Source organism: Pseudomonas ogarae (genome assembly GCF_014268695.2).
In the GTDB taxonomy this organism is placed as follows: domain Bacteria; phylum Pseudomonadota; class Gammaproteobacteria; order Pseudomonadales; family Pseudomonadaceae; genus Aquipseudomonas; species Aquipseudomonas kilonensis.
The window spans coordinates 4,591,681-4,611,079 of record NZ_CP077086.1; the positions used below are offsets into that span (position 1 = coordinate 4,591,681).

20 protein-coding genes, 4 tRNA genes and 3 pseudogenes are annotated in these 19,399 nt (G+C 52.8%); 7 read left to right on the forward strand and 20 right to left on the reverse strand.

The genetic code is table 11. The features are described 5' to 3' along the window. Nucleotides 1–223 precede the first annotated feature (223 nt). Nucleotides 224–1,078, forward strand: coding sequence for an AraC family transcriptional regulator (locus tag HU749_RS20045; RefSeq protein WP_079304520.1), 855 nt, complete (start codon nt 224–226; stop codon nt 1,076–1,078). Nucleotides 1,079–1,110: 32 nt separating this feature from the next. After that, a pseudogene (locus HU749_RS20050) lies at nt 1,111–1,317 on the forward strand (DUF6434 domain-containing protein); the annotation flags it as partial. Nucleotides 1,318–1,443: 126 nt separating this feature from the next. Here HU749_RS20050 and HU749_RS20055 read toward each other — a convergent pair. The 8 genes from HU749_RS20055 to HU749_RS20090 form a co-directional block, all read right to left on the reverse strand. Next, nucleotides 1,444–1,881, reverse strand: coding sequence for a GNAT family N-acetyltransferase (locus HU749_RS20055; RefSeq protein WP_172436028.1), 438 nt, complete (start codon nt 1,879–1,881; stop codon nt 1,444–1,446). A 176-nt stretch (nt 1,882–2,057) separates the two neighbouring features. Then, the gene (locus tag HU749_RS20060) at nt 2,058–2,564 is read right to left on the reverse strand and encodes a P-loop nucleotide/nucleoside kinase family protein (protein WP_079304523.1); all 507 of its coding nucleotides are present in this window, start codon (nt 2,562–2,564) and stop codon (nt 2,058–2,060) included. A 337-nt stretch (nt 2,565–2,901) separates the two neighbouring features. Then, nucleotides 2,902–3,339 (reverse strand): hypothetical protein, encoded by a 438-nt coding sequence (locus HU749_RS20065; RefSeq protein ID WP_063320330.1) that lies wholly within the window; start codon nt 3,337–3,339, stop codon nt 2,902–2,904. A 196-nt stretch (nt 3,340–3,535) separates the two neighbouring features. Next, entirely contained in the window at nt 3,536–3,736 is a 201-nt protein-coding gene (locus HU749_RS20070; protein ID WP_079302043.1) for a hypothetical protein, read from the reverse strand. Nucleotides 3,737–3,908: 172 nt separating this feature from the next. Next, nucleotides 3,909–4,262 carry a hypothetical protein gene (locus HU749_RS20075; protein WP_139381066.1) on the reverse strand — a complete coding sequence of 118 codons (354 nt, stop codon included), beginning with the start codon at nt 4,260–4,262 and terminating at the stop codon, nt 3,909–3,911. 259 nt (nt 4,263–4,521) lie between these two features. Next, the gene (locus HU749_RS20080; protein ID WP_079302042.1) at nt 4,522–4,740 is read right to left on the reverse strand and encodes a hypothetical protein; all 219 of its coding nucleotides are present in this window, start codon (nt 4,738–4,740) and stop codon (nt 4,522–4,524) included. Nucleotides 4,741–4,884: 144 nt separating this feature from the next. Beyond that, entirely contained in the window at nt 4,885–5,430 is a 546-nt protein-coding gene (locus tag HU749_RS20085) for a DUF4410 domain-containing protein (RefSeq protein ID WP_079302041.1), read from the reverse strand. Nucleotides 5,431–5,921: 491 nt separating this feature from the next. Then, entirely contained in the window at nt 5,922–6,491 is a 570-nt protein-coding gene (locus HU749_RS20090; RefSeq protein WP_079302038.1) for a TetR/AcrR family transcriptional regulator, read from the reverse strand. A gap of 126 nt (nt 6,492–6,617) precedes the next feature. Between HU749_RS20090 and HU749_RS20095 the strand changes: the two genes are divergently transcribed. Together HU749_RS20095 and HU749_RS20100 are read left to right on the forward strand one after the other, a co-directional pair. Further along, nucleotides 6,618–7,262: a DJ-1/PfpI family protein gene (locus HU749_RS20095; RefSeq protein ID WP_046063518.1), complete on the forward strand. Its 645-nt coding sequence runs from the start codon at nt 6,618–6,620 to the stop codon at nt 7,260–7,262. Nucleotides 7,263–7,286: 24 nt separating this feature from the next. Then, on the forward strand, nt 7,287–7,811 hold the full coding sequence (locus HU749_RS20100) for a DUF2867 domain-containing protein (RefSeq protein ID WP_046063484.1): 525 nt from the start codon (nt 7,287–7,289) through the stop codon (nt 7,809–7,811). Between the two features lie 266 nt (nt 7,812–8,077). Here the strand turns inward: HU749_RS20100 and HU749_RS20105 are convergent, their stop codons facing one another. The 7 genes and pseudogenes from HU749_RS20105 to HU749_RS20135 form a co-directional block, all read right to left on the reverse strand. Further along, nucleotides 8,078–8,350 (reverse strand): hypothetical protein, encoded by a 273-nt coding sequence (locus HU749_RS20105; protein ID WP_003203821.1) that lies wholly within the window; start codon nt 8,348–8,350, stop codon nt 8,078–8,080. Nucleotides 8,351–9,311: 961 nt separating this feature from the next. After that, nucleotides 9,312–9,602: pseudogene (locus HU749_RS29485) on the reverse strand (SMI1/KNR4 family protein); the annotation flags it as partial. A gap of 194 nt (nt 9,603–9,796) precedes the next feature. Continuing rightward, on the reverse strand, nt 9,797–10,162 hold the full coding sequence (locus HU749_RS20115) for an NIPSNAP family protein (RefSeq protein WP_079302036.1): 366 nt from the start codon (nt 10,160–10,162) through the stop codon (nt 9,797–9,799). Nucleotides 10,163–10,235: 73 nt separating this feature from the next. Then, nucleotides 10,236–10,445, reverse strand: a pseudogene (locus HU749_RS20120) (transposase domain-containing protein); the annotation flags it as partial. Between the two features lie 159 nt (nt 10,446–10,604). Then, nucleotides 10,605–11,210: a hypothetical protein gene (locus HU749_RS20125; protein ID WP_141248753.1), complete on the reverse strand. Its 606-nt coding sequence runs from the start codon at nt 11,208–11,210 to the stop codon at nt 10,605–10,607. A gap of 669 nt (nt 11,211–11,879) precedes the next feature. Then, on the reverse strand, nt 11,880–12,893 hold the full coding sequence (locus HU749_RS20130) for an IS110 family RNA-guided transposase (protein WP_079302035.1): 1,014 nt from the start codon (nt 12,891–12,893) through the stop codon (nt 11,880–11,882). A gap of 192 nt (nt 12,894–13,085) precedes the next feature. Further along, a complete protein-coding gene (locus tag HU749_RS20135; protein WP_079302034.1) occupies nt 13,086–13,598 on the reverse strand; it encodes a hypothetical protein in 513 nt (170 codons plus the stop codon). A gap of 408 nt (nt 13,599–14,006) precedes the next feature. Here HU749_RS20135 and HU749_RS20140 point away from each other — a divergent pair, with 408 nt between their 5' ends. Both HU749_RS20140 and HU749_RS20145 read left to right on the forward strand, forming a co-directional pair. After that, nucleotides 14,007–14,876 (forward strand): AraC family transcriptional regulator, encoded by an 870-nt coding sequence (locus tag HU749_RS20140; RefSeq protein WP_186651540.1) that lies wholly within the window; start codon nt 14,007–14,009, stop codon nt 14,874–14,876. A 281-nt stretch (nt 14,877–15,157) separates the two neighbouring features. Next, nucleotides 15,158–16,243 carry a type I restriction endonuclease gene (locus HU749_RS20145; protein ID WP_095962016.1) on the forward strand — a complete coding sequence of 362 codons (1,086 nt, stop codon included), beginning with the start codon at nt 15,158–15,160 and terminating at the stop codon, nt 16,241–16,243. A gap of 202 nt (nt 16,244–16,445) precedes the next feature. Here the strand turns inward: HU749_RS20145 and HU749_RS20150 are convergent, their stop codons facing one another. Together HU749_RS20150 and HU749_RS20155 are read right to left on the reverse strand one after the other, a co-directional pair. Beyond that, entirely contained in the window at nt 16,446–17,090 is a 645-nt protein-coding gene (locus tag HU749_RS20150; RefSeq protein ID WP_186651542.1) for a hypothetical protein, read from the reverse strand. An 85-nt stretch (nt 17,091–17,175) separates the two neighbouring features. Continuing rightward, a tRNA-Val gene (locus HU749_RS20155) sits at nt 17,176–17,252 on the reverse strand. A 183-nt stretch (nt 17,253–17,435) separates the two neighbouring features. On the opposite strand from HU749_RS20155, the gene HU749_RS20160 reads away from it, so the two are divergent. Further along, nucleotides 17,436–18,719, forward strand: coding sequence for an NAD(P)/FAD-dependent oxidoreductase (locus HU749_RS20160; protein WP_186651544.1), 1,284 nt, complete (start codon nt 17,436–17,438; stop codon nt 18,717–18,719). Nucleotides 18,720–18,949: 230 nt separating this feature from the next. Here the strand turns inward: HU749_RS20160 and HU749_RS20165 are convergent. The 3 genes from HU749_RS20165 to HU749_RS20175 all read right to left on the reverse strand — a co-directional run bounded on the left by HU749_RS20165 (nt 18,950) and on the right by HU749_RS20175 (nt 19,326). Continuing rightward, nucleotides 18,950–19,026: transfer RNA gene (locus tag HU749_RS20165), tRNA-Asp, on the reverse strand. Nucleotides 19,027–19,115: 89 nt separating this feature from the next. Beyond that, nucleotides 19,116–19,192 (reverse strand) — tRNA-Asp (locus HU749_RS20170). A gap of 58 nt (nt 19,193–19,250) precedes the next feature. Further along, nucleotides 19,251–19,326, reverse strand: a tRNA-Val gene (locus HU749_RS20175). Between the last annotated feature and the right edge of the window lie 73 nt (nt 19,327–19,399).

The window sequence follows — 19,399 nt, forward strand, 5'->3', positions numbered from 1 at the left end:
TTCTTGTAAAAAGACCGTCCACCTCAACCCTCATAAAAACAAATAGCATCAATTTGCCACTAGTCAAGGGGTTTGGCGACTAATATTTTCCAAGACTGGGGTCACGGTGCGGATGCGGTAATCGGCGGTTTCAAAAAGGAGTCTAAAGCAGAAACCGCAAGAACGATCAAATCCTGTCCCCATCCATTTGATAACGTTGCTTCAGCACTCATGGAGATTCGTCATGCTGAGTATCGAAAGGGCCCTGTGGTATATCGAGCTGGAGCTGGGATCCCAACTCGATCTGGGACGTGTCGCGCGCCATTGCAACATGTCTCCCTTTGCCTTGGCCCGCTTGTTTGCGCTGTCGACGGGCTGGTCGGTGATGCGTTACATCCGCGCACGGCGTTTGAGCCAAGCGGCATTGACCTTGCGTCGAGGTGCGCCGGATATCCTGCAAGTAGCGCTGGATGCAGGCTACGGCTCCCATGAAGCCTTTACGCGCGCCTTCTGCGATCTGTTTGGGTTCACGCCGAAGCAGGTGCGTGGGCACGAGGATGAACCTCTCTCGCTGGTGGAGCCTTTACGTATGAAAGAAAGGAAGCTCATAACACTCTCTGAACCTCGCTTTGAAACTAGGGCAGAGTTTTTCATCGCGGGCCTGGGGGATCGTTTTACCTTCGATAAGAACGAAGGCATCGTCGGCCTGTGGCAAGCGTTCTCCCCCTACCTGGGACAGGTACCCAATCAGGTCAACAACGGGAGCTATGGCCTGTGCTGTAATCCTGAACCGGATGGTAGTTTTGAGTACATTGCCGGCACCGAGGTGTCCAGCATCGACGGTCTTGCTCCGGCTTTTCGATATTTCAGGGTGCCGCAGCAAAACTATGCCGTGTTTCGACACCAAGGCCATATCTCGACGATCCATCAGACGTTCTTCACCATTTTCACTCACTGGTTGCCTGAATCCGAATACGAGCTTGCCGACGCGCCTGAGTTCGAAGAGTACAGTCCTGATTTCGAACCCTCCCGAGGGAAGGGTTACGTGGACGTGTGGATACCGCTTGCAAGACGCCAAGCCTCCCATGCCATGAATTGATAAATCAGACCACCCAGCATGGAGCCCGCCCCATGAGTTTTAATTGGCACAGTGATCCGCTCACAAGAGATACAACCGTTTGCAAGCATTACCGAAACACACAGAATGTCCGCAGATTCATGGTGGAGCACTGCGGCGCGAGCTTTAAATTTGATAGAGGCTTTATGGCCTGGATACGTAATGGTGTACCTAAAACGCTCGGAGAAGCCGTCGATGAGTGGCTGCAGCGCAATCGCGATACCCCACTGAACGCCCCACGGGCATCAGGCCCGACACTCTGGATGTTCAAATGGGCGCGCCCATGCAAGGTGACTTCGCAGGACGTTATTTTGATCAAGGTGACGAGCTCGCCGAATTTAAACCTACTATGCCCCTGAAGAATCATACCGTTTGACAAACCGGCGTTCGTCGACCACGTAACCCTGCTGCTGATAAAAAATGTGAGCCTGTATTCGATGATCACTGCTAGTCACCTCAGCTCGGACGCAAAGTTGCTCTGTAAAAAACGCGTCAGCAGCGAAAACAAGCATTGCCCCTACTCCTTGTCCTCGGAAGTTTTCATCAATGACAAGGGAGGTAATGCGTCCGAGCCGACCCGGCTGATGAAACAGTTCAAGTACGTGCAGGCTTATGACACCGATAATATTTTTACCGTCTTGTGCCAGCAGCACGGTATCGCGAGCGCTAAGCTCTAAAGCCTCAAGCTTATCTCGGATTAGCTTTGGCGAGGCTTGGTAGCCTAACTGGCTTAGGAGTTTGGACACCGATTCTGCATCGGTAAGTAAGGCTTTTCGAACGTTCATATTGTTCTCAACTGGGTATTGCATAGGCTCGCCCACCATTTGTATCCGAGCGGCGCAGGCATGGACGGGGTCTCTATCGTCGGTTTCGTTAGCCAAGCAGGCGCTTGAGTTGACCAGCCTGACAAAAGGTAACGAAGCGTTCGCGTCACACCTTGCTACCTTGGACTTAGCCGACGCTACTCACTGGGCAGAAATCGGTCGATGATCATCGAGACCGCTTGCACCGGAGAGGTCAAGGCTGTGTCTATGCAAAACGTAGTTTCATCCCACAGCTCATATTCGTGATCCAGTACCGACTGCCAGGTGGGCGGCGTCAGCTCGGGAATATCAACCCTCCTTGCTTCGACCCGGCGCCGATGCTCATCTTTATCGGAGCAAATCACTTGGATGTTTGCCAATCGGCTACTCGCCTGTGAGGCGATTTCGCTCCACGCGATTCGGCTTTCGAGGACGGGATTGACACAATCAACGATGACTGTGCGACCCAACCGAAGATTGCTCAGGGCAAGCTCATTAGCCACCATGTAACCACTGCGTCCCACATCTTGCGCAAGAGCGCCCGAGTTTCGAATCGCCTGCTCAATCGTATCGATCCGCAGGTACACGGCGCCTGTCGTAGCGGCGAGATCATTGGCGATAGTCGTTTTTCCGGTGCCGGGAAGGCCGCTGAAGACGATGAGCATTCCATGTCCTTCGATTAGAGAGCTAGCCCAGTGTAGGCCGCATGCGGTAGAGATTGCTCGATTTCAGAAACCAGAGAAACCAGGGGCAGACCACGATTTTAAAACTCGTACTGAACGCAATCTTTCACATTCCTTTCACAGCCGAGCGCCTATGGTTATCTTAGCTCCTAGTGAAACCCTTTTAGCCCGGCCTCCCCAGTCGGGCTTTTCTTTGCGCGCCAAAGGTACGCCGACGCCTAGAAATCGGCGACAATCCACAATGTTGAGTTTATCCGTAATCAGCCCGCCCCATAATCGTGGTTTGTCCCCGTTTCCCCCGTCCCGTTTCCCCCTGGGGCTAGAGCACTGCCACTTCCAGCTTTGGCCAGTTAAATTTGTAGTTGAGAGGAGGCAGCTCGAAATGCTGGGCCAAATAGAGGGCTAACATTTCACCTTCTTTTGCATAGGCGGCTGTCTTATCGAGAGTCGGACACCAGCTAACCCAAAGTGTGTCCAAAGGGAAAACGGTTTCGAAAGAGGCGTAATTAAACCGCCAGCCCGCCATATGCCCTGAGACTCCGGGATTCCTTGCGCAGCGCACAAACGCAGCAAGACGCCGCCGTAAATTGTCCGATTCGCCAATAGTCAAGATACCGTGCTCGTCGGAACCGACAGCTCGGCGAATCTCGTGGTCTGCACAGATTATGTAGGCGCCGGGTGCCGCCGGTGCATTAAGGAAATGCTCAGTCAGCCTAAGCCACTCGGGTTCCCAGCCTTGCCAATTATCGACTTTCATCGCCTGCCTCCATTGCTAAGTGGCAGAACGATATCACGACTTGCATGGGCTTGATGAAACGCCAACAGACTGGCCAGGCATCCACCAAGGACAAAAACCCAGTGGCTGGAGGGGATGGAACTGGGGACAGACTACGATTCTAGCCCCTTGCAATCGACCCGTTTCATATCGTGTCTGTCCCATTTTCCTTCGCACTTCAATGAAGAACCCTGCGGCTCTCCCCAATCCTGATCCTATCGAGCGCCCTGTTTAAAGCATCCAAGGCATCGAGCAAGGCTTTCGCCTCAGCCTCCCGACCATCGCCCCAGAGGCGTTCAGCCATCTTGTTCAGTGTCTGGATAGAGCGCTCAATGTCAGCAGCCGTCACTGCTTTGCTTTCCTGATGTTTCTTTGGCATTGATTCCCTCTTCTTCAGGGCGTGCTTCATCAGCTTCAGAGAAAACTGGGGAAAACTGAGTACAGACCACTGTGTGAGCTCAATTGTAATCGCTCCGTCTCATGATCGTAGTCTGTCCCCGTCTTTCCCCGTCTTACCTATAGAAATCATACGACAGAAGCATGAAAAGCCATCAAGCGGAGCCCATATACCTGATAAAGGTATCACCGTACCCCCAAACTAAAGCCCCCATTAATGCCACCACCATCGCAGAGGCACGCGCCTGATATATTTTTTTCAGATAAGCATCAACAGCTTCTTGTGTATGAGTACGAAAGTCTTCACTAGGCTTGGGTATCAAACGAACAGCAGTGTCGGCGAGCGCAATACAGACCAATGAAAACACAGTAGTTATGCAGCCTGTGCGTTGAAACCAGAAGACAGGGTTTTCAAAAGTAGGACGGATATCAAAAAAAGACATAAACGGAATAGATGTCGCAATGAACAGGAGGAGATAACACGTCCAAAGGCACATTCTAGCTTTCATCCAAGACGCTGGTCCCACATTAGATCGGAAACTCTTCGCAGCATTATCCATTACGTCCACTCACAAAAAGAAACCAACTACCCACAGGCAATTCATGCCCACACAAAATCTATAATCCAGGTCACGTCATATGCAGCCTTCTGGCGTGGATGGGAATTGGTGAAAACTGGGAACAGATCACAATTTTTGGTTAATTTTCAATCAGCCGTCTCATAATCGTGGCCTGTCCCGGTTGCCCCCAATTCTTTCTGCCCTCACCTCATCCGCTCACACCATAAAAGTGGTTCAGCGCCATCAGTTCAAACACCGCCACCAGCGCGCAGAACGCGATGAAACCGGGGCTGAAGACCCGCTTGCGTTTGGATGGGCCGTCGCCCAACCAGGGCGCGTCGGAGTAACAGGAAAACACTACGAGAAATACCAACACCACATAGGTCCACGCCTTACTCCAGAATCCCTGTGTTTTCCATTGAGTCATCCGCGCTCTTCCGCAACCCGCTTCATTCGTCCGTTCATGAGCTCATCCGCATAGCGACCAAACCGATCGTCGACTTCCTGAAGTTTCACACAGCGTGAATCAGATCGACGGCCCGGTCGCCGACGCTCATTAGCCAGAATCGCATTACTTGGCTTTTGCGCTCTTGATGTCACTTATGATTTTCTGAGAAATAGCCTGGACCTGCTCTTGAGTCATAGCCGACATGACACCTTCCCAGGCCGACGACGACGTGTCATAGGTGCGAGTTCCAATCAGACGACCTGATTTCAAGTCCGAGTAGTCTGCACTGGAATTGACCCACGCATTTCCCACCATGACCCCGGCTCCGTAGCGCGCGCCAGGGGTCAGGTAACGGAAATTGGTCACGTTGATCTTGATACCGACACCGTCCTTGCCCTCGAGGCTTGATGCCTGAGCCTCTGTAAGGCTGTAGCCGGCGCGAGTCGCTTCGACTTGCAGGGCGTCATTCCACTCTTGCTTCAAGCGAGGCCAGTCCTCGTTTTTTTGAACCTTGCTATTGCCTTGAAAGTTTACGATCAAGTTCTGCTTGGCTGACTCCTGAATGACGAGCGTTTCAGTCCCGCCGCTTTTCACAGAGGCAGCGCATCCGCTCAACATCAAAACAGCAACAGCGCAGGACAGCGCAATCGAAAGCTTGGGTGTGTTCATTGAATTTCCATATCCACAAAATCGGTTGAGAGAGGAGTTAAATATCCCGCCGAGCCAGATGGGCCCACATGCTGGACGCGCAGAATTTAGCACCATTACTTCGCTGCTACGAGCCAAGGACGGGCCAGCAAAGACTGGGACAGACCAGGTGCGTGCATTAATCTGGCGGCCTCAGAATCGTGGTTTGTCACTTCTTTCATTTTTGTATACCGCCCTGAAAAATAAAATCGACCGAACTGAACGCATGTTCGTCCATGTTTATGTAGTACAGCGGCTCACCCAGGAGGTTTCGAACTATTCCGTCCTGGTGAATCCGGCCCAAGGGTGCCCCATCGCTGCCCCGGCCTTTGAAGACCAAGTACCGACCGTTCGTGTAGTTGTACGGCATTAACGGTCCTCATCCCGAATAGACATCGGAACACATGGTTTGGCCATTCGCGGCCCCCACCCATGACCCGTCCACAACGCTATCAGGTCAGGACTCCCCATGCTCATTTCTTCTCATGCCTAAGCCGCCACGGTGGAAGAACCCCTTCGAAAAGTGAAAAGGCTCGATGCACGAAACGGTTGAAGCGAGCGGCATCACGCCGCAGCCCTGCCTGTTGACCCCCAATCAGGCACAGGTGGGCCACCTGCCCCATCACTTCTGCTTCGCCTGGCCTATGGGCCAAGCGACGACACGTCCGTACCGCGAAGTCCAACCGTCGTGTGTCAACACGCTGCTGAAACTCGCCTACCAACGGATCGTGCAGCGACCAGGCTCGGATGGAAACTTCCCGTCCGGGTTGTTTCTCAGCGGCAATACTCAAGTAGCGTTTCAAGATTTCGCCCGCGCTACGACCTTGCGCCGCAAAAGCGAGCATGCGCTCCGTGTAGTCTTCTTCCCAAGCGGCCAACAAGGTGCGGACAAAATCTTCGCGATTGCGGAAATGGTGATAGAACGATCCGCGGGTCACATTCAATCGGCGCGATAGACTCTCGGCTGACACGCCAATATGCCCTGTCTGGTCGAGGGCCTCAAAACCAGCCGCGATCCAATGGTGACGCGTTAGTTTTTCCATCCGTTATTTCGCTCCCTATTTGGCGCCATACAGACTGTGTATGGCGCGCAACCGATCGATATGCTGCGAACACCAGCAAAGATGGCCGTTGCGTTTTGCACCCCAGCACTTTTCATGGAGCTCGCCTTGAAGAAAATCGTTCTGGTTGCTTTCGACCAATTCACTGATATCGACCTATTCCTGATGTGGGACATCTTAGGCCGCAACACCGAGGACTGGCACGTCCGAATATTGGGTTCCAGCCCTATCGTACGATCGGCCCACGGCCTGCCTGTTTCGGTACACGGTCCGCTTTCCGAGGCCAATAGTGCCGACGCGGTATTGTTCGTCAGCGGCAAGGAAGGAGTACCCGCTGCACTGGCCGCCCCGGATTTCCTGCCGTCGTTTGAACTTGACCCCAGACGCCAGCGAATCGGCTCCCTATGCGCCGGCGCTTTCATCCTTCAACGGCTTGGGCTGCTCAGCGGCCGAGCAACGACACACCCCGATGCACGATCGGGCTTGCAAGCGCTGGGACTTGAGCCCGTGGACCAGCCTCTCGTATGCCAGGGCAACGTTGCAACTGCTGGCGGGTGCCTTTCGGCGCTCTATCTGGTGGGATGGTTGGTTGAATCCTGGTTCGATGCCGACAAGCGCCGTGCTACGTTGCTCCCTGTTCTGCCGGCTGGACAGCAAGCGCTGTATGATGTGCTGATCGGGCTCAGTATCCGACAAGGAGAAGTTGGCGCCGCCCAACAAGAAACGCGACATGGCATGTCATCTAATTGGTAGTTAGAACTCAGGAAGAGATCCCCGATGCCCCGAGAATTTGAGCTCATTAAGTCCGTGCCGGTCCCCTCGAGGTCCGGCATCACCCACCTCTACAAGTCGACGAACCTGGCGGACGCTTTTGCGATTCAGCTCCCTGCGGGCACATCCAGCGACCCAGACTTGCTTGCGCGATTCATCCTTTCCCACCAGCCATCCTGGATCGGATGGCTCATGAAAGTCCGAGACACTGTCGTTGCCTGTTTTGGTCTCAAGACAGCCAGACATCTGGCGACACTTGCTCATCGGATTCAAATCTTCAAGGTCTACAGCACGAACCAGACTGAAATCGTGTTGGGAGAGGACGACAAGCACCTCGACTTCCGGATATCGATCCTGTGTTCTGAAGAGGCTGAGCCAGAAGGCAGTCGCCAACTGGTTTTTTCAACCGTGGTCCAGTGCCACAACCGTCTGGGCCGGGCCTACATTTTCGTTATTGCCCCGTTTCACCGCTTGGTTGTTAAGGCGAGCCTGCGCCGTGCAGCGCGCATTGGTTGGCCTTTGGCTGCCTGAGCCGCGACGCCACAAACCCCGTGGCGAGGGAGCTTGCTCCCGCTGGGTGGCGAAGCCGCCCCAAAAAGGGATGGCGCCGTTTTACAGACAAACCGCATCAACCGGTTTACGACGGCTGCGCCGCCGAAAGGGAGCAAGCTCCCACTCGGCGATAAAGCCACCCTCGCTTGTTGAAGCACCGGGGACAAACCACGAACCGTCTCTTAATCGTAGTCTGTCCCCGCTCTCCTCTTATGAACGGGCGGCTTATAGGTCGCCCGTCTTCATTACTCCGCCGCCTGCGCCCGCAATCGTCTTCCAATCACATCCATGACATCACAGCCATCGCGTAACGATGTGGTCAGCAATTTACAAAAATCAGTGAGCACCACGGTGTCTGAGCTGATGTCCGAGCGAAACGCGATATTTTCCAAGACTTGGGTCACCGTGCGGATGCGGTAATCGGCGGTTTCGAACAGGACGTCTAGAGGGGCCTCAGTGTCGATGAGCAGGGTTGCGGGGATGCAGTCGATGCCGGTGATGGGCATGTATCGGGTCATGAGCAGTACCTTCATTCAATTGATTTAGGTGCAGGAGCTTCTGCGCTTCATTCAATCGAGTCGCCAAACCCGAATCGCCATCTGGACGACAGAGAGACAATAAGTTGCACATCCAGATGCGGCAATGCGCTGGTTTCCGAAGTTCGTGTAGGAATTTGCGTCAATGCCTCTCGCGGCGATCGTTTGAGCCCTCATATCAGCGCCGCGAGTTCTAAAGATAATTATCTTCTGGTGCGATGCTTCGTGTTTAGCACTTAAAAAGTACATTGCACCGGGTACACCACCCTTCAGCTGCGCTCCGGTTCATTGGAAAACGGAGGGGAGGATGACTTGTATCGGCAACCGTCAAAACCAGTGAGAATCCTATGAATCTACGCCGAATCTCGTCGGCTGGAACGCTCATGCCCGCCCCATCGACTATTTGAAGAACCCCGCCCGACACCCTGCTGTCAATCCGTTGCCACTCACACTGCCAGCCTGTTACCCACGTGAAGTCTCGAATTTGATAGTCGCCGATGGCGCTTTCGCATTGAGCGAGTTTCTTGTTGGAGAGGTCAAAGGCAAGAAACATGGGGCTTGGATAGCCGAGCAACTGAGTATCGTCAAGGCTCAGGCCTTCTTTTAGGTTGATGGATGCTACAAGTGCTTTTGCTCGTCTCTTGCGCCGTATCAAGTACCATGTGGCGAGGCAAAAAATAGAAACAGAAGCCAGGAAGAGCTGACGTCCTTCGACTGTAAGCTTACCGGACGAAAACTCTATCATGCCCCACAAGAATCCTATCGTCGCAAGCCCCGATACCCAAGCGGCGGGGATCATTACTCTGTTAGCGAGGCTAGCTCCGAGCGTCCTCAAACAGCCTGTCATAACTGTATCCAATATCATTTATAGAAGAGCTCGTAGGTTATCACTCACAGAGCGTTAACTTATAGGACTTGGCCCATAATGCGCGTGAGGGTTAACTTAGTCGACCCATTTCAGAAACTCAGTAAAGTTGCTTGCCACGATTTCTATGCTTCCATCTGGATCCACGCCATCAAACGTAACTATCGGCCAGGGCTCCGACCCACGCAGATCGAAAGCGAACAATTGTCCTCCGCCATCGCTTCCAAAAACAAATAGACTAGGCGCGACTCTATCAAGAATAGCTATCAGCTCAGCGTCCGAGGCAGTGTCCGCCGAATCAAGGCAGAAATTGAAGGGAGGGGCCGAACACGGGCACTCTCCTCCATCGCTGAACGCTAATAGCTGGTAATAATCGGCAGGCTAGTTTCGAGGTGCCGCCATACGAAGAGCTTCGAGCGCTTCCGCAGAGGCTCCCATGTTACCGACCCATTCCGAGAGAATTTTCATTAAAACGTCTCCTTGCTGCTGCCTGGACGTAACCGTCCGGCCAACACATTTTCCTGATCCCCGTAGGCTACGGGGTCTGCCTTTGTCGATGTCAGCTACGCGGATCGAGCTTCGACTCTAGATAGATCTACGGAAGCTCTGATGGCATCAATTGCATCTTGAGCGAGCGCCATAACTGTCGTTGTACTGATTTCAATCCGACTGATAATGTCTTCTCTCGGGCCTTGTTTCCAGGCAGTGCTTGCGTAAAAAGCATCTTGAGATACTTGGCGATGGCTCTCGCTTTCATAGGAACGAATCAGGTGATAGCTGTCACAATCATGTAATGAGTTGCCATAAGAAACGACATCTATGCCAGCTTCTAGGTGAAGCGGAACACTTACGGTCTGCATTATTTGATGAAAGCCCAATCCCGATCCTGGCTTTAAGGTGTACATCAAGATTTCAATAATTCGAGTCATTCCAAGTCTTCCATGTGGAGTTTCAACGTGAGTATCCGTACATCCCAGCTTACGTTATTAGGGGGGACTCCAGCTATGGCGGCGGTTGCGTAATCTCACTTGCTCGCTGCGTCGGCAGACGCGTAAGGACGTCATTCAAATAAGCAGACGGTTCATGCCCGTTGAGCCGCGCAGACTGGATTAAGTTCATGATCGCCGCGGCCCGTTGTCCGCTGCGTAGCGACCCAGCGAAGAGGCAGTTCTTGCGTTCAAGAGCCCACGGCCGGATCTGATTCTCTGCCCATTTATGGAAAAAAGGGGATTTATTTTCGAGCCGGCTGCCAGTTGATCCAAGCGAATCCATTCGATGGAAGTTCGCAGTACAGCGAAGCAAAAATAAATTTGCCCCTTTTTCCAGAAGATGCCTTCTAGTTAATACAGGTTTTTTCTGATCGCATCCTACTCACGAAACCGCAGGAACATTAAAGCCTCGCGTCAGCAATACAGTCCTCCATGTTTGAGATAAGCTATTTATTGTTTCAACTTTAACTTTATAGTAAGGATCGCCGACTCCGCCCGTCCGGGTCCACGCCACCACTCGCCGAACCCTGTTATCAATAATAATTATGCTAGCTGCACAGAATATATTTTTTATTGGAAATGTCCCCCCCGGCGTATCAGTTTTCGAGTCCCAGTATAAATTCTGAACGAAGCTGATGTCCGGCTGGTCCAAAATCACCTTATGTCCATCAACCACTTGAGATTCAGCGCTTTCATCGTAATAAGGATTAGGCTTATCTTCATCAAAAACATCGACATACCACTCTAAGGCATTCAAACCCTTTGAGAACTCTGGAATATCACTATCGAACCCCCCTTTTCCGGGACCATCAAGCCACTTTGCCAACTTTGACTTAAACTGAATCATATGTGAGTTAGCTGAAAATATAGTTATCTTAATCCCATCCGACAGATCCTCTTGACTATTTCCCTTTGCAGCACCGTTAATATCAACACCTGTTTCAACTTTAATTAGTTCGTCTTGATAGTTAAGACAATAAAATCCCATTTTCGTAACCTCCCTGTTCAACGTCGGCGTAGCTGGTTCGCCCCGCTCAGCTATCTTCAGGCACAACCCTCAGAGGGTAGCCTAACCATGGAGAAAATCCTCAGGAATCGAGGTTACGTCGCTCCGAGTTGCACCATAAATAGGGCTTAGCTCGGTCAGTAGATCAGCGGTTTTTAAATCCGCGCGTCGGGGGGCCGATTCCCTCAGTTCAGAGGCCCTGGTGAAATGCCAGGACTTCGCTTTTTTAGGACTGAAAAGGGGACGCCCATTAGCCGGTCTCAAGTCAAGGCTAAAAGCCAACTCGCCCTGCAGCTTTTAACTGTAGGGTTTCCCTTTGTCTCAACCTGCTCGGTTGAACCCGTCGTACCCGTTTTCTCATCAATGGCTACGACCGAGTCGTGCCTGACACCCATATGGATCAAGCGGTAGCAACACAACACGCACCGCCCTGGCAGTGAACTGCCCCAGAGAAACGTTGGTACCGCCAAGGTGTCCAAAACGTGCCACAGAACTGTGGCTCGTGCGCAAAGCGCACGTCCAGTCTCTACTGGCTCACTTAGCGGACGACCCGGTTACAACGCACTCAGGCGGTGATGATCGGACGCCACTCGGATTTTTGGCTCACGTCCAGTCCCCTTTCGGTTGCCCGATCATCACCTGACTCGCCCTTCAGGCGAAACAGCGTTTAGCGTCAAAAGGCTGCTTCTCCTTAAGGATGTGGTAGGTCGCTCGCGCTAGCTTGTGAGCCAGTGCTTTAGTCGCCACCACGCCATTGGTCTTGGCTTTCTTTTTCTCAAAAAATCGTTTGGCATCGTCACTGAATCGCCGCGCAGAATTGGCCGCTTCAATAAAGGCCCAGATCAGGTACGCGTTACCGTTTTTGGCGTTGCCTTCACCCTTCTTTTTGCCGTTGGAGTAGCGCGCACTTTTTACGCACCGAGCATAGGAGGCAAAGTGACCGACCTTTGCAAAACGTTCTATGTCACCGGTTTCCAACATGATGACTGTTGCCAGTACTTCACCGACGCCTGGCATCGTTTTTAGCAACAAATACTCAGGTCGTAATTTGGCCTGTTGAAGCAGTCGCGCTTCAAGCGCGGCGATCTGCGCTTCAAGCGCCCGGATGACCGCCACATTGGCATTCATTGCCAAAGCCACATCTGTTGGCAGGCCCAGCCTGTCAACGGATGCGGCAGAAAAGCCTTTGATTTCATTACAGCTAAAACCATGGCCGAACTGGCGCGCGGCAATGTTCTCGACAGCCAGGATATGCTGGGTTCTTGTGCGCACCAGTTGAATGCGTTTACGCGCCAAGTCTCTCAACGCACGCTCCTGAGGCGGATGAATATAGCCCGTCGGTAGAATCCCGAGTCGCAGCAAATGCGCGAGAAATACCGCATCATCCTTGTCGTCTGAATGCTTCAAACCGTCGTGGCGCTTCATCGCCACCGGGTTTGCCAGTTTGACGTCCATGCCCGCGGCCATAAGGCCATCGACCAGCCAATGCCAGTTGTACGTCGACTCGACCACCAGACCGACCAACTCGTCACGGTGTGGTTCGAGCAGTGAGAGGATCGGCGTGAGCTCATTGGGACAGCGTCGGCTCACCAAGACTCTGTCCGTTTCGTCGGTTACCACGACAACGCTGTTGTTCGAATGCAGGTCTATGCCACAGAATTTCATCACGGCCTCCTCAGCAAAAGTCTAAGTTCGCACCTTGAATTTTGCGCCACCTCCGTGAGGTGGGGAGGCCGGCCAGATGATTCTCAGATTTATTTTCTAGCCGCCTGCCAGTTGATCCAAACGAATCCATTCGATGAACTCAGCGCAGCGAAGCAAAAATAAATCTGCCCCCTTTTCTGCCTTTTCTGCGTGTTACGGTTTTCGCACCGCTTCAATGAGTGCAGAGATCGGATTGGGCTTGTCATTCATACGTGTATCGGAGCCTGCCTCAAATACGACCTCAGCACTTATGAGTAGCTGATCGTTGAGTGTGAGCTTGCAAAAAGTGACACGGGGCTTAGAGCTAGAGGTTTGATTTAGCGGGTCGCATTTGAGAAAGCCCACATGGCCCTTAAGAGGCACCTTCGTTCCCGCGATAGCGTCACTGAGCTGAAACTGGGGCGGCATCCGATTTCCTAGACCTGCCCATATTTGAGGTTGATCATCAAAGGAAAAGCCCGAATGGGATCTTCCGCACAGATTCACGCCGGTACGCTTACCGTCAATGATCTGCGCGTCCCAGTAGCAAACATACTGTCTGCTCACGACGACGATCTTTCCTGGGCCGTAATTGACCTTTGTCTCTTCTGGATAGCTGGCGCACCCACTCAGAGCTAATGCGGCAAAGACGGATACTGCTGTGAGACGGTTACGAACGAATTTCACTGGCCAGCTACCTTGCTATTAAATGGCGCCAGTAATACCGGCAAACCGCCACTATTTCAAGCTTGAGAAGGAAAAAGGAAAAAGGAAAAAGGTACAGATTTATTTTCTAGCCGGCTGCCATTTGATCCAAGCGAATCCATTCGATAAAAATTCTCAGCGCAGCGAAGCAAAAAAAACCCCTTTTTTCGTCCTTTTTCCCCTTCTCATTCGACTTAACCAGTACACGAGTAGTGAACACCAGCAGAGAACGGCCAGAAGTGGTCACCTGAAATGCCCCCGACCTTCATATCACCGTGGAAGAGATCGCATGTGCCAACCCAAAACGTGCTTTGAGCAAACGCGGCTAGGCGCGTTCATGTCGCTATAGTCGACTCTATTGCCGACCGTACTTCCAGGAGCCTTTTCCCAGTGTCTGACATGTCGACCAACTTCGCTTACACAAAACGCTTCAACGCCGTCCTCGCCTACATTAACGAGAATCTCGAAGGTGATCTGTCGGTGAATACGTTGAGCCATGTGGCGAACTTTTCGGCATTTCACTTCCATCGACAATTCACCGCGTTCGTAGGCGTGCCTGTTTCACGTTATGTGCAACTGATGCGATTACGACGCGCGGCGCATCGCCTTGCCGCCGTCGCTGATCACTCGGTACTGGAGGCCGCACTCGGTGCCGGCTTCGAAAGTCCGGAGGCATTTTGCAGGGCGTTCAGGCGAGCGTTCGGTATGACGCCGAGTGCGTTCAGGAAAGAACCGAATTGGCAGGTCTGGAATGCGGTGTTCGCAATCCCTCATTTTTCCAGGAAAATCATCATGCAAATACGAATCGTGCAATTCCCTGAAGTCAGGGTCGCTGCATTTGAACACTGCGGGCCCGCCGGGCTCGTCAATGAGAGCGTGCGCAAGTTCATCGAGTGGCGTAAGCAGAGCGGACAGTCGCCGGTGGCGTCGAGTCGCAGCTTTGGCATTCCCTATGGCAACCCCGATACGACACCTGCGCAAGCATTCCGCTTCGCAATCTGCGGCGAGATTCACGAAGCCGTGGCGCCGAATGAGTTCGGCGTGCGCGAAATCGTCATTCCCGGCGGTCGCTGCGTCGTGGTACGACATGTGGGGTCACCGGATCACATCGGCGAAACGATCTATCCGATTTACCGCGATTGGCTTCCTGCCAGTGGAGAGGAACTTCGTGACCAGCCGCTGTTCTTCCATTACCTGAGCATCTACCCCGAGACACCGCAGGATCGCTGGCAAACTGATGTGTACGTTCCGCTGCAATAGCGGGGCAAGCAGTTTTCGTTACTGAACTGACGTCGGATGAAAAATGGGAAAAGGGGACGCCCATTAGCCGAAGTCTCCTACGTGAGGACTGAATGGTCGGACAAAGCATGGCATCGGAGCGGTGAGCGTTGCTTTGGCTTTTATCCTTGCCTTAGCTGTCTTTATTACCTCAACTGCTTGAACATCCAGCATGGACAAAAGTCCAGTATCGAGTAAACCTAACAAGTAGTAGCGTTAAGCCTCTATTGACCCATTCGGGAAAATGGCTACGGAGCTAGGAAATGGAATTTATAGAACGCTTGAACGCAATGTCGGCGAAGGTGAATCAGTTAGCATCAACAATCCAAACTGAGGAAGCAACTAAGACCGCTTTTGTAATGCCATTCATTCACACAGTGCTTGGCTATGACGTTTTCGACCCATCCGAAGTCGTGCCCGAATATATATGTGACATTGGTACAAAAAAAGGCGAAAAAATTGATTACGCCATCCTAAAAAATGGCCAGATTCAGATTCTTATAGAGACTAAAAAAATTGGCGAGTCATTGAACATAAATCACGCGAGCCAGTTATTCAGATACTTCCATGTCACTACCGCCAGAATATCAATCTTAACTAACGGCAGATTCTACAGATTCTTCACCGATTTAGACGCCCCCAACAAAATGGATGAAAAACCATTTCTGGAGATAGACCTTTTAGATATCGACGAACACGTGATACCTGAACTGCAAAAGCTCACAAAATCAGCATTTGACGTTGAATCAATCATTAACGCAGCAGGTGAATTAAAGTACGTAGGACAGATAAAAAGGGAGATGGCCTCCCAGTTCACCCAGCCCGACGATGATTTTGTGCGCTTCTTTGCTTCTCGGATCTATGAAGGTGTGATCACTCAAAAAGTAAGAGAGCAGTTCGCTCTTCTTACCAAAAAAGCCGCATCTCAGTTCCTAAACGATCAAATTAATGATCGCTTGAAATCCGCGATCAGCGGCGTGCCGCTACCGACTCCAGCTGAACGGGTTATATCCGAGAGCCAGCCCGACACAAATGATACGCCAGAGGATAGAGTCCTTACTACGATGGAAGAATTAGAGGGCTTCCATATCATAAAGGCGATAGTGCGCACAGTAATCGACTCGAAACGAATCGCACACCGAGACACCCAGAGCTACTTTGGAATCTTATTGGACGATAACAATCGAAAGCCAATCGCAAGACTCCACTTCAATAGAACCCAAAAATATCTAGGCGTATTTGACAAAGACAAAAATGAAACTCGCCACCCTATAAACTCACTCGATGAAATCTATGAATTTTCGGACTCCTTAAAAGAGACCATCACCTTTTACCATGGGCAGGCTTGAAATACCGAATTCCAGTCCTTTGCCTAAAAACCCAAAGACTGGAATATGCGAGACTCACCGAAGATTTTTTTAGGACCAGAATAAAAAAACCGTGGTCTACCCCGCTCTCCCTTTATCCGCCGCAACGCAAAAGCCCCGATCCAAGTCGGGGCTTTCTCGTTTCCGCTAGACGCAAAACCCGCTCGACGGCGGGCTGTGCTTATCAGTTTTTGCAGACCACCTGCGGAGGCGCAGCATGCGTCAGCTTTTGGGGAATCACAATCGAAGTGCCAGGCAAAGTGGTAAGCTCGAGAACCGCCAACATGCAAATTAGCGCTGGCTCGCCATCTTTGCTTGGTCTGCCATCCACCCCTACCACCGCTTCGTAGTCTTTCCCTGGTTCCAGCTTGTAAACGAGCGCCTGGCCACCACAGGTCCGGTAAGAGCTGCCGTTGCCCGCAATGGTCGCGCCCCGGGTTGCAATTTGGAATGGCAGATCCGCCCTGACGCGATACTCGGTTACGACCTCTTTGTAAGCCCCTTCCCCCATCCGAATTGCAGGGATGTACTGGATAAGACTGGGCCAAACTCTTTTCGGTACGCCAACGCTCGCCGACTTCAGGGGGTACTGCGGATAGTTGATGCTCGCCGTCCCATCCTGCCCGAAACGTCCGGCTTCAGCCATTTTATGCCGGATAGCAGGAGCACAACTGCCGACGATGCTATCGCCATACACGTCAGCGTTCGTGATAACGCGAACACGCGCCACGCCCTCTGATTGAGCAGGCTCTTCGTATGGAACTGAAGGTATTCCAGAGCAACCAGCAAGTGCTAAAGCAAGAAAAGTTAGGGAAGTGACAACCCGCATGACCATGTCCTTATGTGTACGCCAACAAAAAAGGGCCCACCTTTCGGTGAGCCCTTCTAGACCGCCCAGCAGAGCGGATTTTGTTTGGTAGGCGCGATTGGACTCGAACCAACGACCCCCACCATGTCAAGGTGGTGCTCTAACCAACTGAGCTACGTGCCTGCTGTGAGGCGGCATTCTACGGAATTCCGGAGGGGTGTCAACACCTTTTTTTCACCTAACCCTATGAATATGCAAAATATTTAATTTCGCCAAGGCAACGAAGATTTTGCGGTGGCTGGCGGCCGATTTTTATCTCGGGTAGGATCGCTGCATTCGTAAAAAATATAAAACAGAGGTTGCAGAATGGCGAACACATCCTATCCAGCGTCCTATTACGCCGCGTCGGCCAACCCGGTTCCTCCGCGCCCCGCCCTGCAGGATGACGTCGAGACGGATGTTTGCGTGATCGGCGCTGGTTACACCGGCCTGTCCTCTGCGCTGTTTTTGCTGGAGAACGGTTTCAAGGTAACGGTGCTTGAGGCGGCGAAGGTCGGCTTTGGGGCTTCGGGTCGCAACGGCGGGCAGATCGTTAACAGTTATAGCCGCGATATTGATGTGATCGAACGCAGCGTCGGTCCTCAGCAGGCGCAATTGCTGGGCAACATGGCGTTCGAGGGCGGGCGGATCATTCGTGAGCGAGTGGCGAAGTATCAGATTCAGTGTGATTTGAAGGACGGTGGTGTATTCGCCGCCCTCACCGCTAAACAGATGGGCCACCTGGAGTCGCAGAAGCGCTTATGGGAGCGTTTCGGGCATACCCAGCTGGAGTTGCTGGATCAGCGGCGCATTCGCGAGGTGGTGGCTTGCGATGAGTATGTGGGCGGCATGCTCGATATGAGCGGCGGGCATATTCATCCGCTCAACCTGGCGCTGGGCGAAGCGGCGGCTGTGGAGTCGCTGGGCGGGGTGATTTATGAGCAATCGCCAGCGGTGCGCATCGAGCGTGGTGCCAGCCCGGTTGTGCATACGCCACAGGGCAAGGTCAGGGCCAAGTTCATTATCGTGGCGGGCAATGCTTACCTGGGCAATCTGGTGCCGGAGTTGGCGGCCAAGTCGATGCCTTGCGGTACTCAGGTAATCGCCACCGAGCCGCTGAGCGATGAACTGGCTCATAGCCTGCTGCCCCAGGATTATTGCGTCGAAGATTGCAACTACCTGCTCGATTACTACCGGCTGACGGGCGACAAGCGGCTGATCTTCGGCGGCGGCGTGGTGTATGGCGCGAGGGATCCGGCGAACATTGAGGCGATCATTCGTCCGAAGATGCTCAAAGCCTTCCCGCAGCTCAAGGATGTGAAGATCGATTACGCTTGGACCGGAAATTTCCTGCTGACGCTGTCGCGTCTTCCGCAGGTCGGGCGGCTGGGGGATAACATTTATTATTCCCAGGGCTGCAGCGGCCATGGCGTGACGTATACGCACCTGGCGGGCAAGGTCCTGGCTGAGGCGCTGCGGGGTCAGGCTGAGCGTTTTGACGCGTTTGCGGACCTGCCCCACTACCCTTTCCCTGGCGGTCAGTTGTTGCGTACGCCGTTTGCGGCGTTGGGGGCTTGGTATTACGGGTTGCGGGATAAATTGGGGTTCTGAGAACAACAACACATCACCAAAGGGCTGCTTCGCAGCCCAACGGGGCGGTGCGACGTTTCGCTAAATCCCCTCGCCACAAGCAAGCTCCCTCGCCACGGGCTTGTTCCAATCTTTCAAATCCCGAAAACAAAAAACCCCGGTCTTTCGACCAGGGTCTTTGCTATCGACTAGAAGTAGCTTTTCAGCTTGCTTCTTAGCTTCAAGGCGTTCAGTGGGCCTCGAAGCAGATATGGCGCAGCGGACGGGACTCGAACCCGCGACCCCCGGCGTGACAGGCCGGTATTCTAACCGACTGAACTACCGCTGCGTATCGCTATGGACTTGCGTCCAGTTAACTCGTCTGATCCAAACCCTTGGGCTTGAATCTCGAACCAGGCGAACCTGCTTCGGAAAATATGGCGCAGCGGACGGGACTCGAACCCGCGACCCCCGGCGTGACAGGCCGGTATTCTAACCGACTGAACTACCGCTGCGCGTCGGTGGAGGCTTTTGACAGCTTCCGTCTTGCTTTCGCAAAACTCTCGTAAAACATGGTGGGTGATGACGGGATCGAACCGCCGACATTCTGCTTGTAAGGCAGACGCTCTCCCAGCTGAGCTAATCACCCTTTGCTTCGTTGAGGCCGCGAAATTTACGCAGGTACCGAAGCTAAGTCAATAGCAGGGTTGAAGTTTTTTCAA

Excerpts from the sequence above, each read along its gene's own strand:
- HU749_RS20045 (WP_079304520.1), top strand. The coding sequence starts at position 224 with ATGCTGAGTATCGAAAGGGCCCTGTGGTATATCGAGCTGGAGCTGGGA.
- HU749_RS20055 (WP_172436028.1), bottom strand. The coding sequence starts at position 1,881 with ATGAACGTTCGAAAAGCCTTACTTACCGATGCAGAATCGGTGTCCAAA.
- HU749_RS20060 (WP_079304523.1), bottom strand. The coding sequence starts at position 2,564 with ATGCTCATCGTCTTCAGCGGCCTTCCCGGCACCGGAAAAACGACTATC.
- HU749_RS20065 (WP_063320330.1), bottom strand. The coding sequence starts at position 3,339 with ATGAAAGTCGATAATTGGCAAGGCTGGGAACCCGAGTGGCTTAGGCTG.
- HU749_RS20070 (WP_079302043.1), bottom strand. The coding sequence starts at position 3,736 with ATGCCAAAGAAACATCAGGAAAGCAAAGCAGTGACGGCTGCTGACATT.
- HU749_RS20075 (WP_139381066.1), bottom strand. The coding sequence starts at position 4,262 with ATGAAAGCTAGAATGTGCCTTTGGACGTGTTATCTCCTCCTGTTCATT.
- HU749_RS20080 (WP_079302042.1), bottom strand. The coding sequence starts at position 4,740 with ATGACTCAATGGAAAACACAGGGATTCTGGAGTAAGGCGTGGACCTAT.
- HU749_RS20085 (WP_079302041.1), bottom strand. The coding sequence starts at position 5,430 with ATGAACACACCCAAGCTTTCGATTGCGCTGTCCTGCGCTGTTGCTGTT.
- HU749_RS20090 (WP_079302038.1), bottom strand. The coding sequence starts at position 6,491 with ATGGAAAAACTAACGCGTCACCATTGGATCGCGGCTGGTTTTGAGGCC.
- HU749_RS20100 (WP_046063484.1), top strand. The coding sequence starts at position 7,287 with ATGCCCCGAGAATTTGAGCTCATTAAGTCCGTGCCGGTCCCCTCGAGG.
- HU749_RS20105 (WP_003203821.1), bottom strand. The coding sequence starts at position 8,350 with ATGACCCGATACATGCCCATCACCGGCATCGACTGCATCCCCGCAACC.
- HU749_RS20115 (WP_079302036.1), bottom strand. The coding sequence starts at position 10,162 with ATGACTCGAATTATTGAAATCTTGATGTACACCTTAAAGCCAGGATCG.
- HU749_RS20125 (WP_141248753.1), bottom strand. The coding sequence starts at position 11,210 with ATGGGATTTTATTGTCTTAACTATCAAGACGAACTAATTAAAGTTGAA.
- HU749_RS20130 (WP_079302035.1), bottom strand. The coding sequence starts at position 12,893 with ATGAAATTCTGTGGCATAGACCTGCATTCGAACAACAGCGTTGTCGTG.
- HU749_RS20145 (WP_095962016.1), top strand. The coding sequence starts at position 15,158 with ATGGAATTTATAGAACGCTTGAACGCAATGTCGGCGAAGGTGAATCAG.
- HU749_RS20150 (WP_186651542.1), bottom strand. The coding sequence starts at position 17,090 with ATGCGGGTTGTCACTTCCCTAACTTTTCTTGCTTTAGCACTTGCTGGT.
- HU749_RS20160 (WP_186651544.1), top strand. The coding sequence starts at position 17,436 with ATGGCGAACACATCCTATCCAGCGTCCTATTACGCCGCGTCGGCCAAC.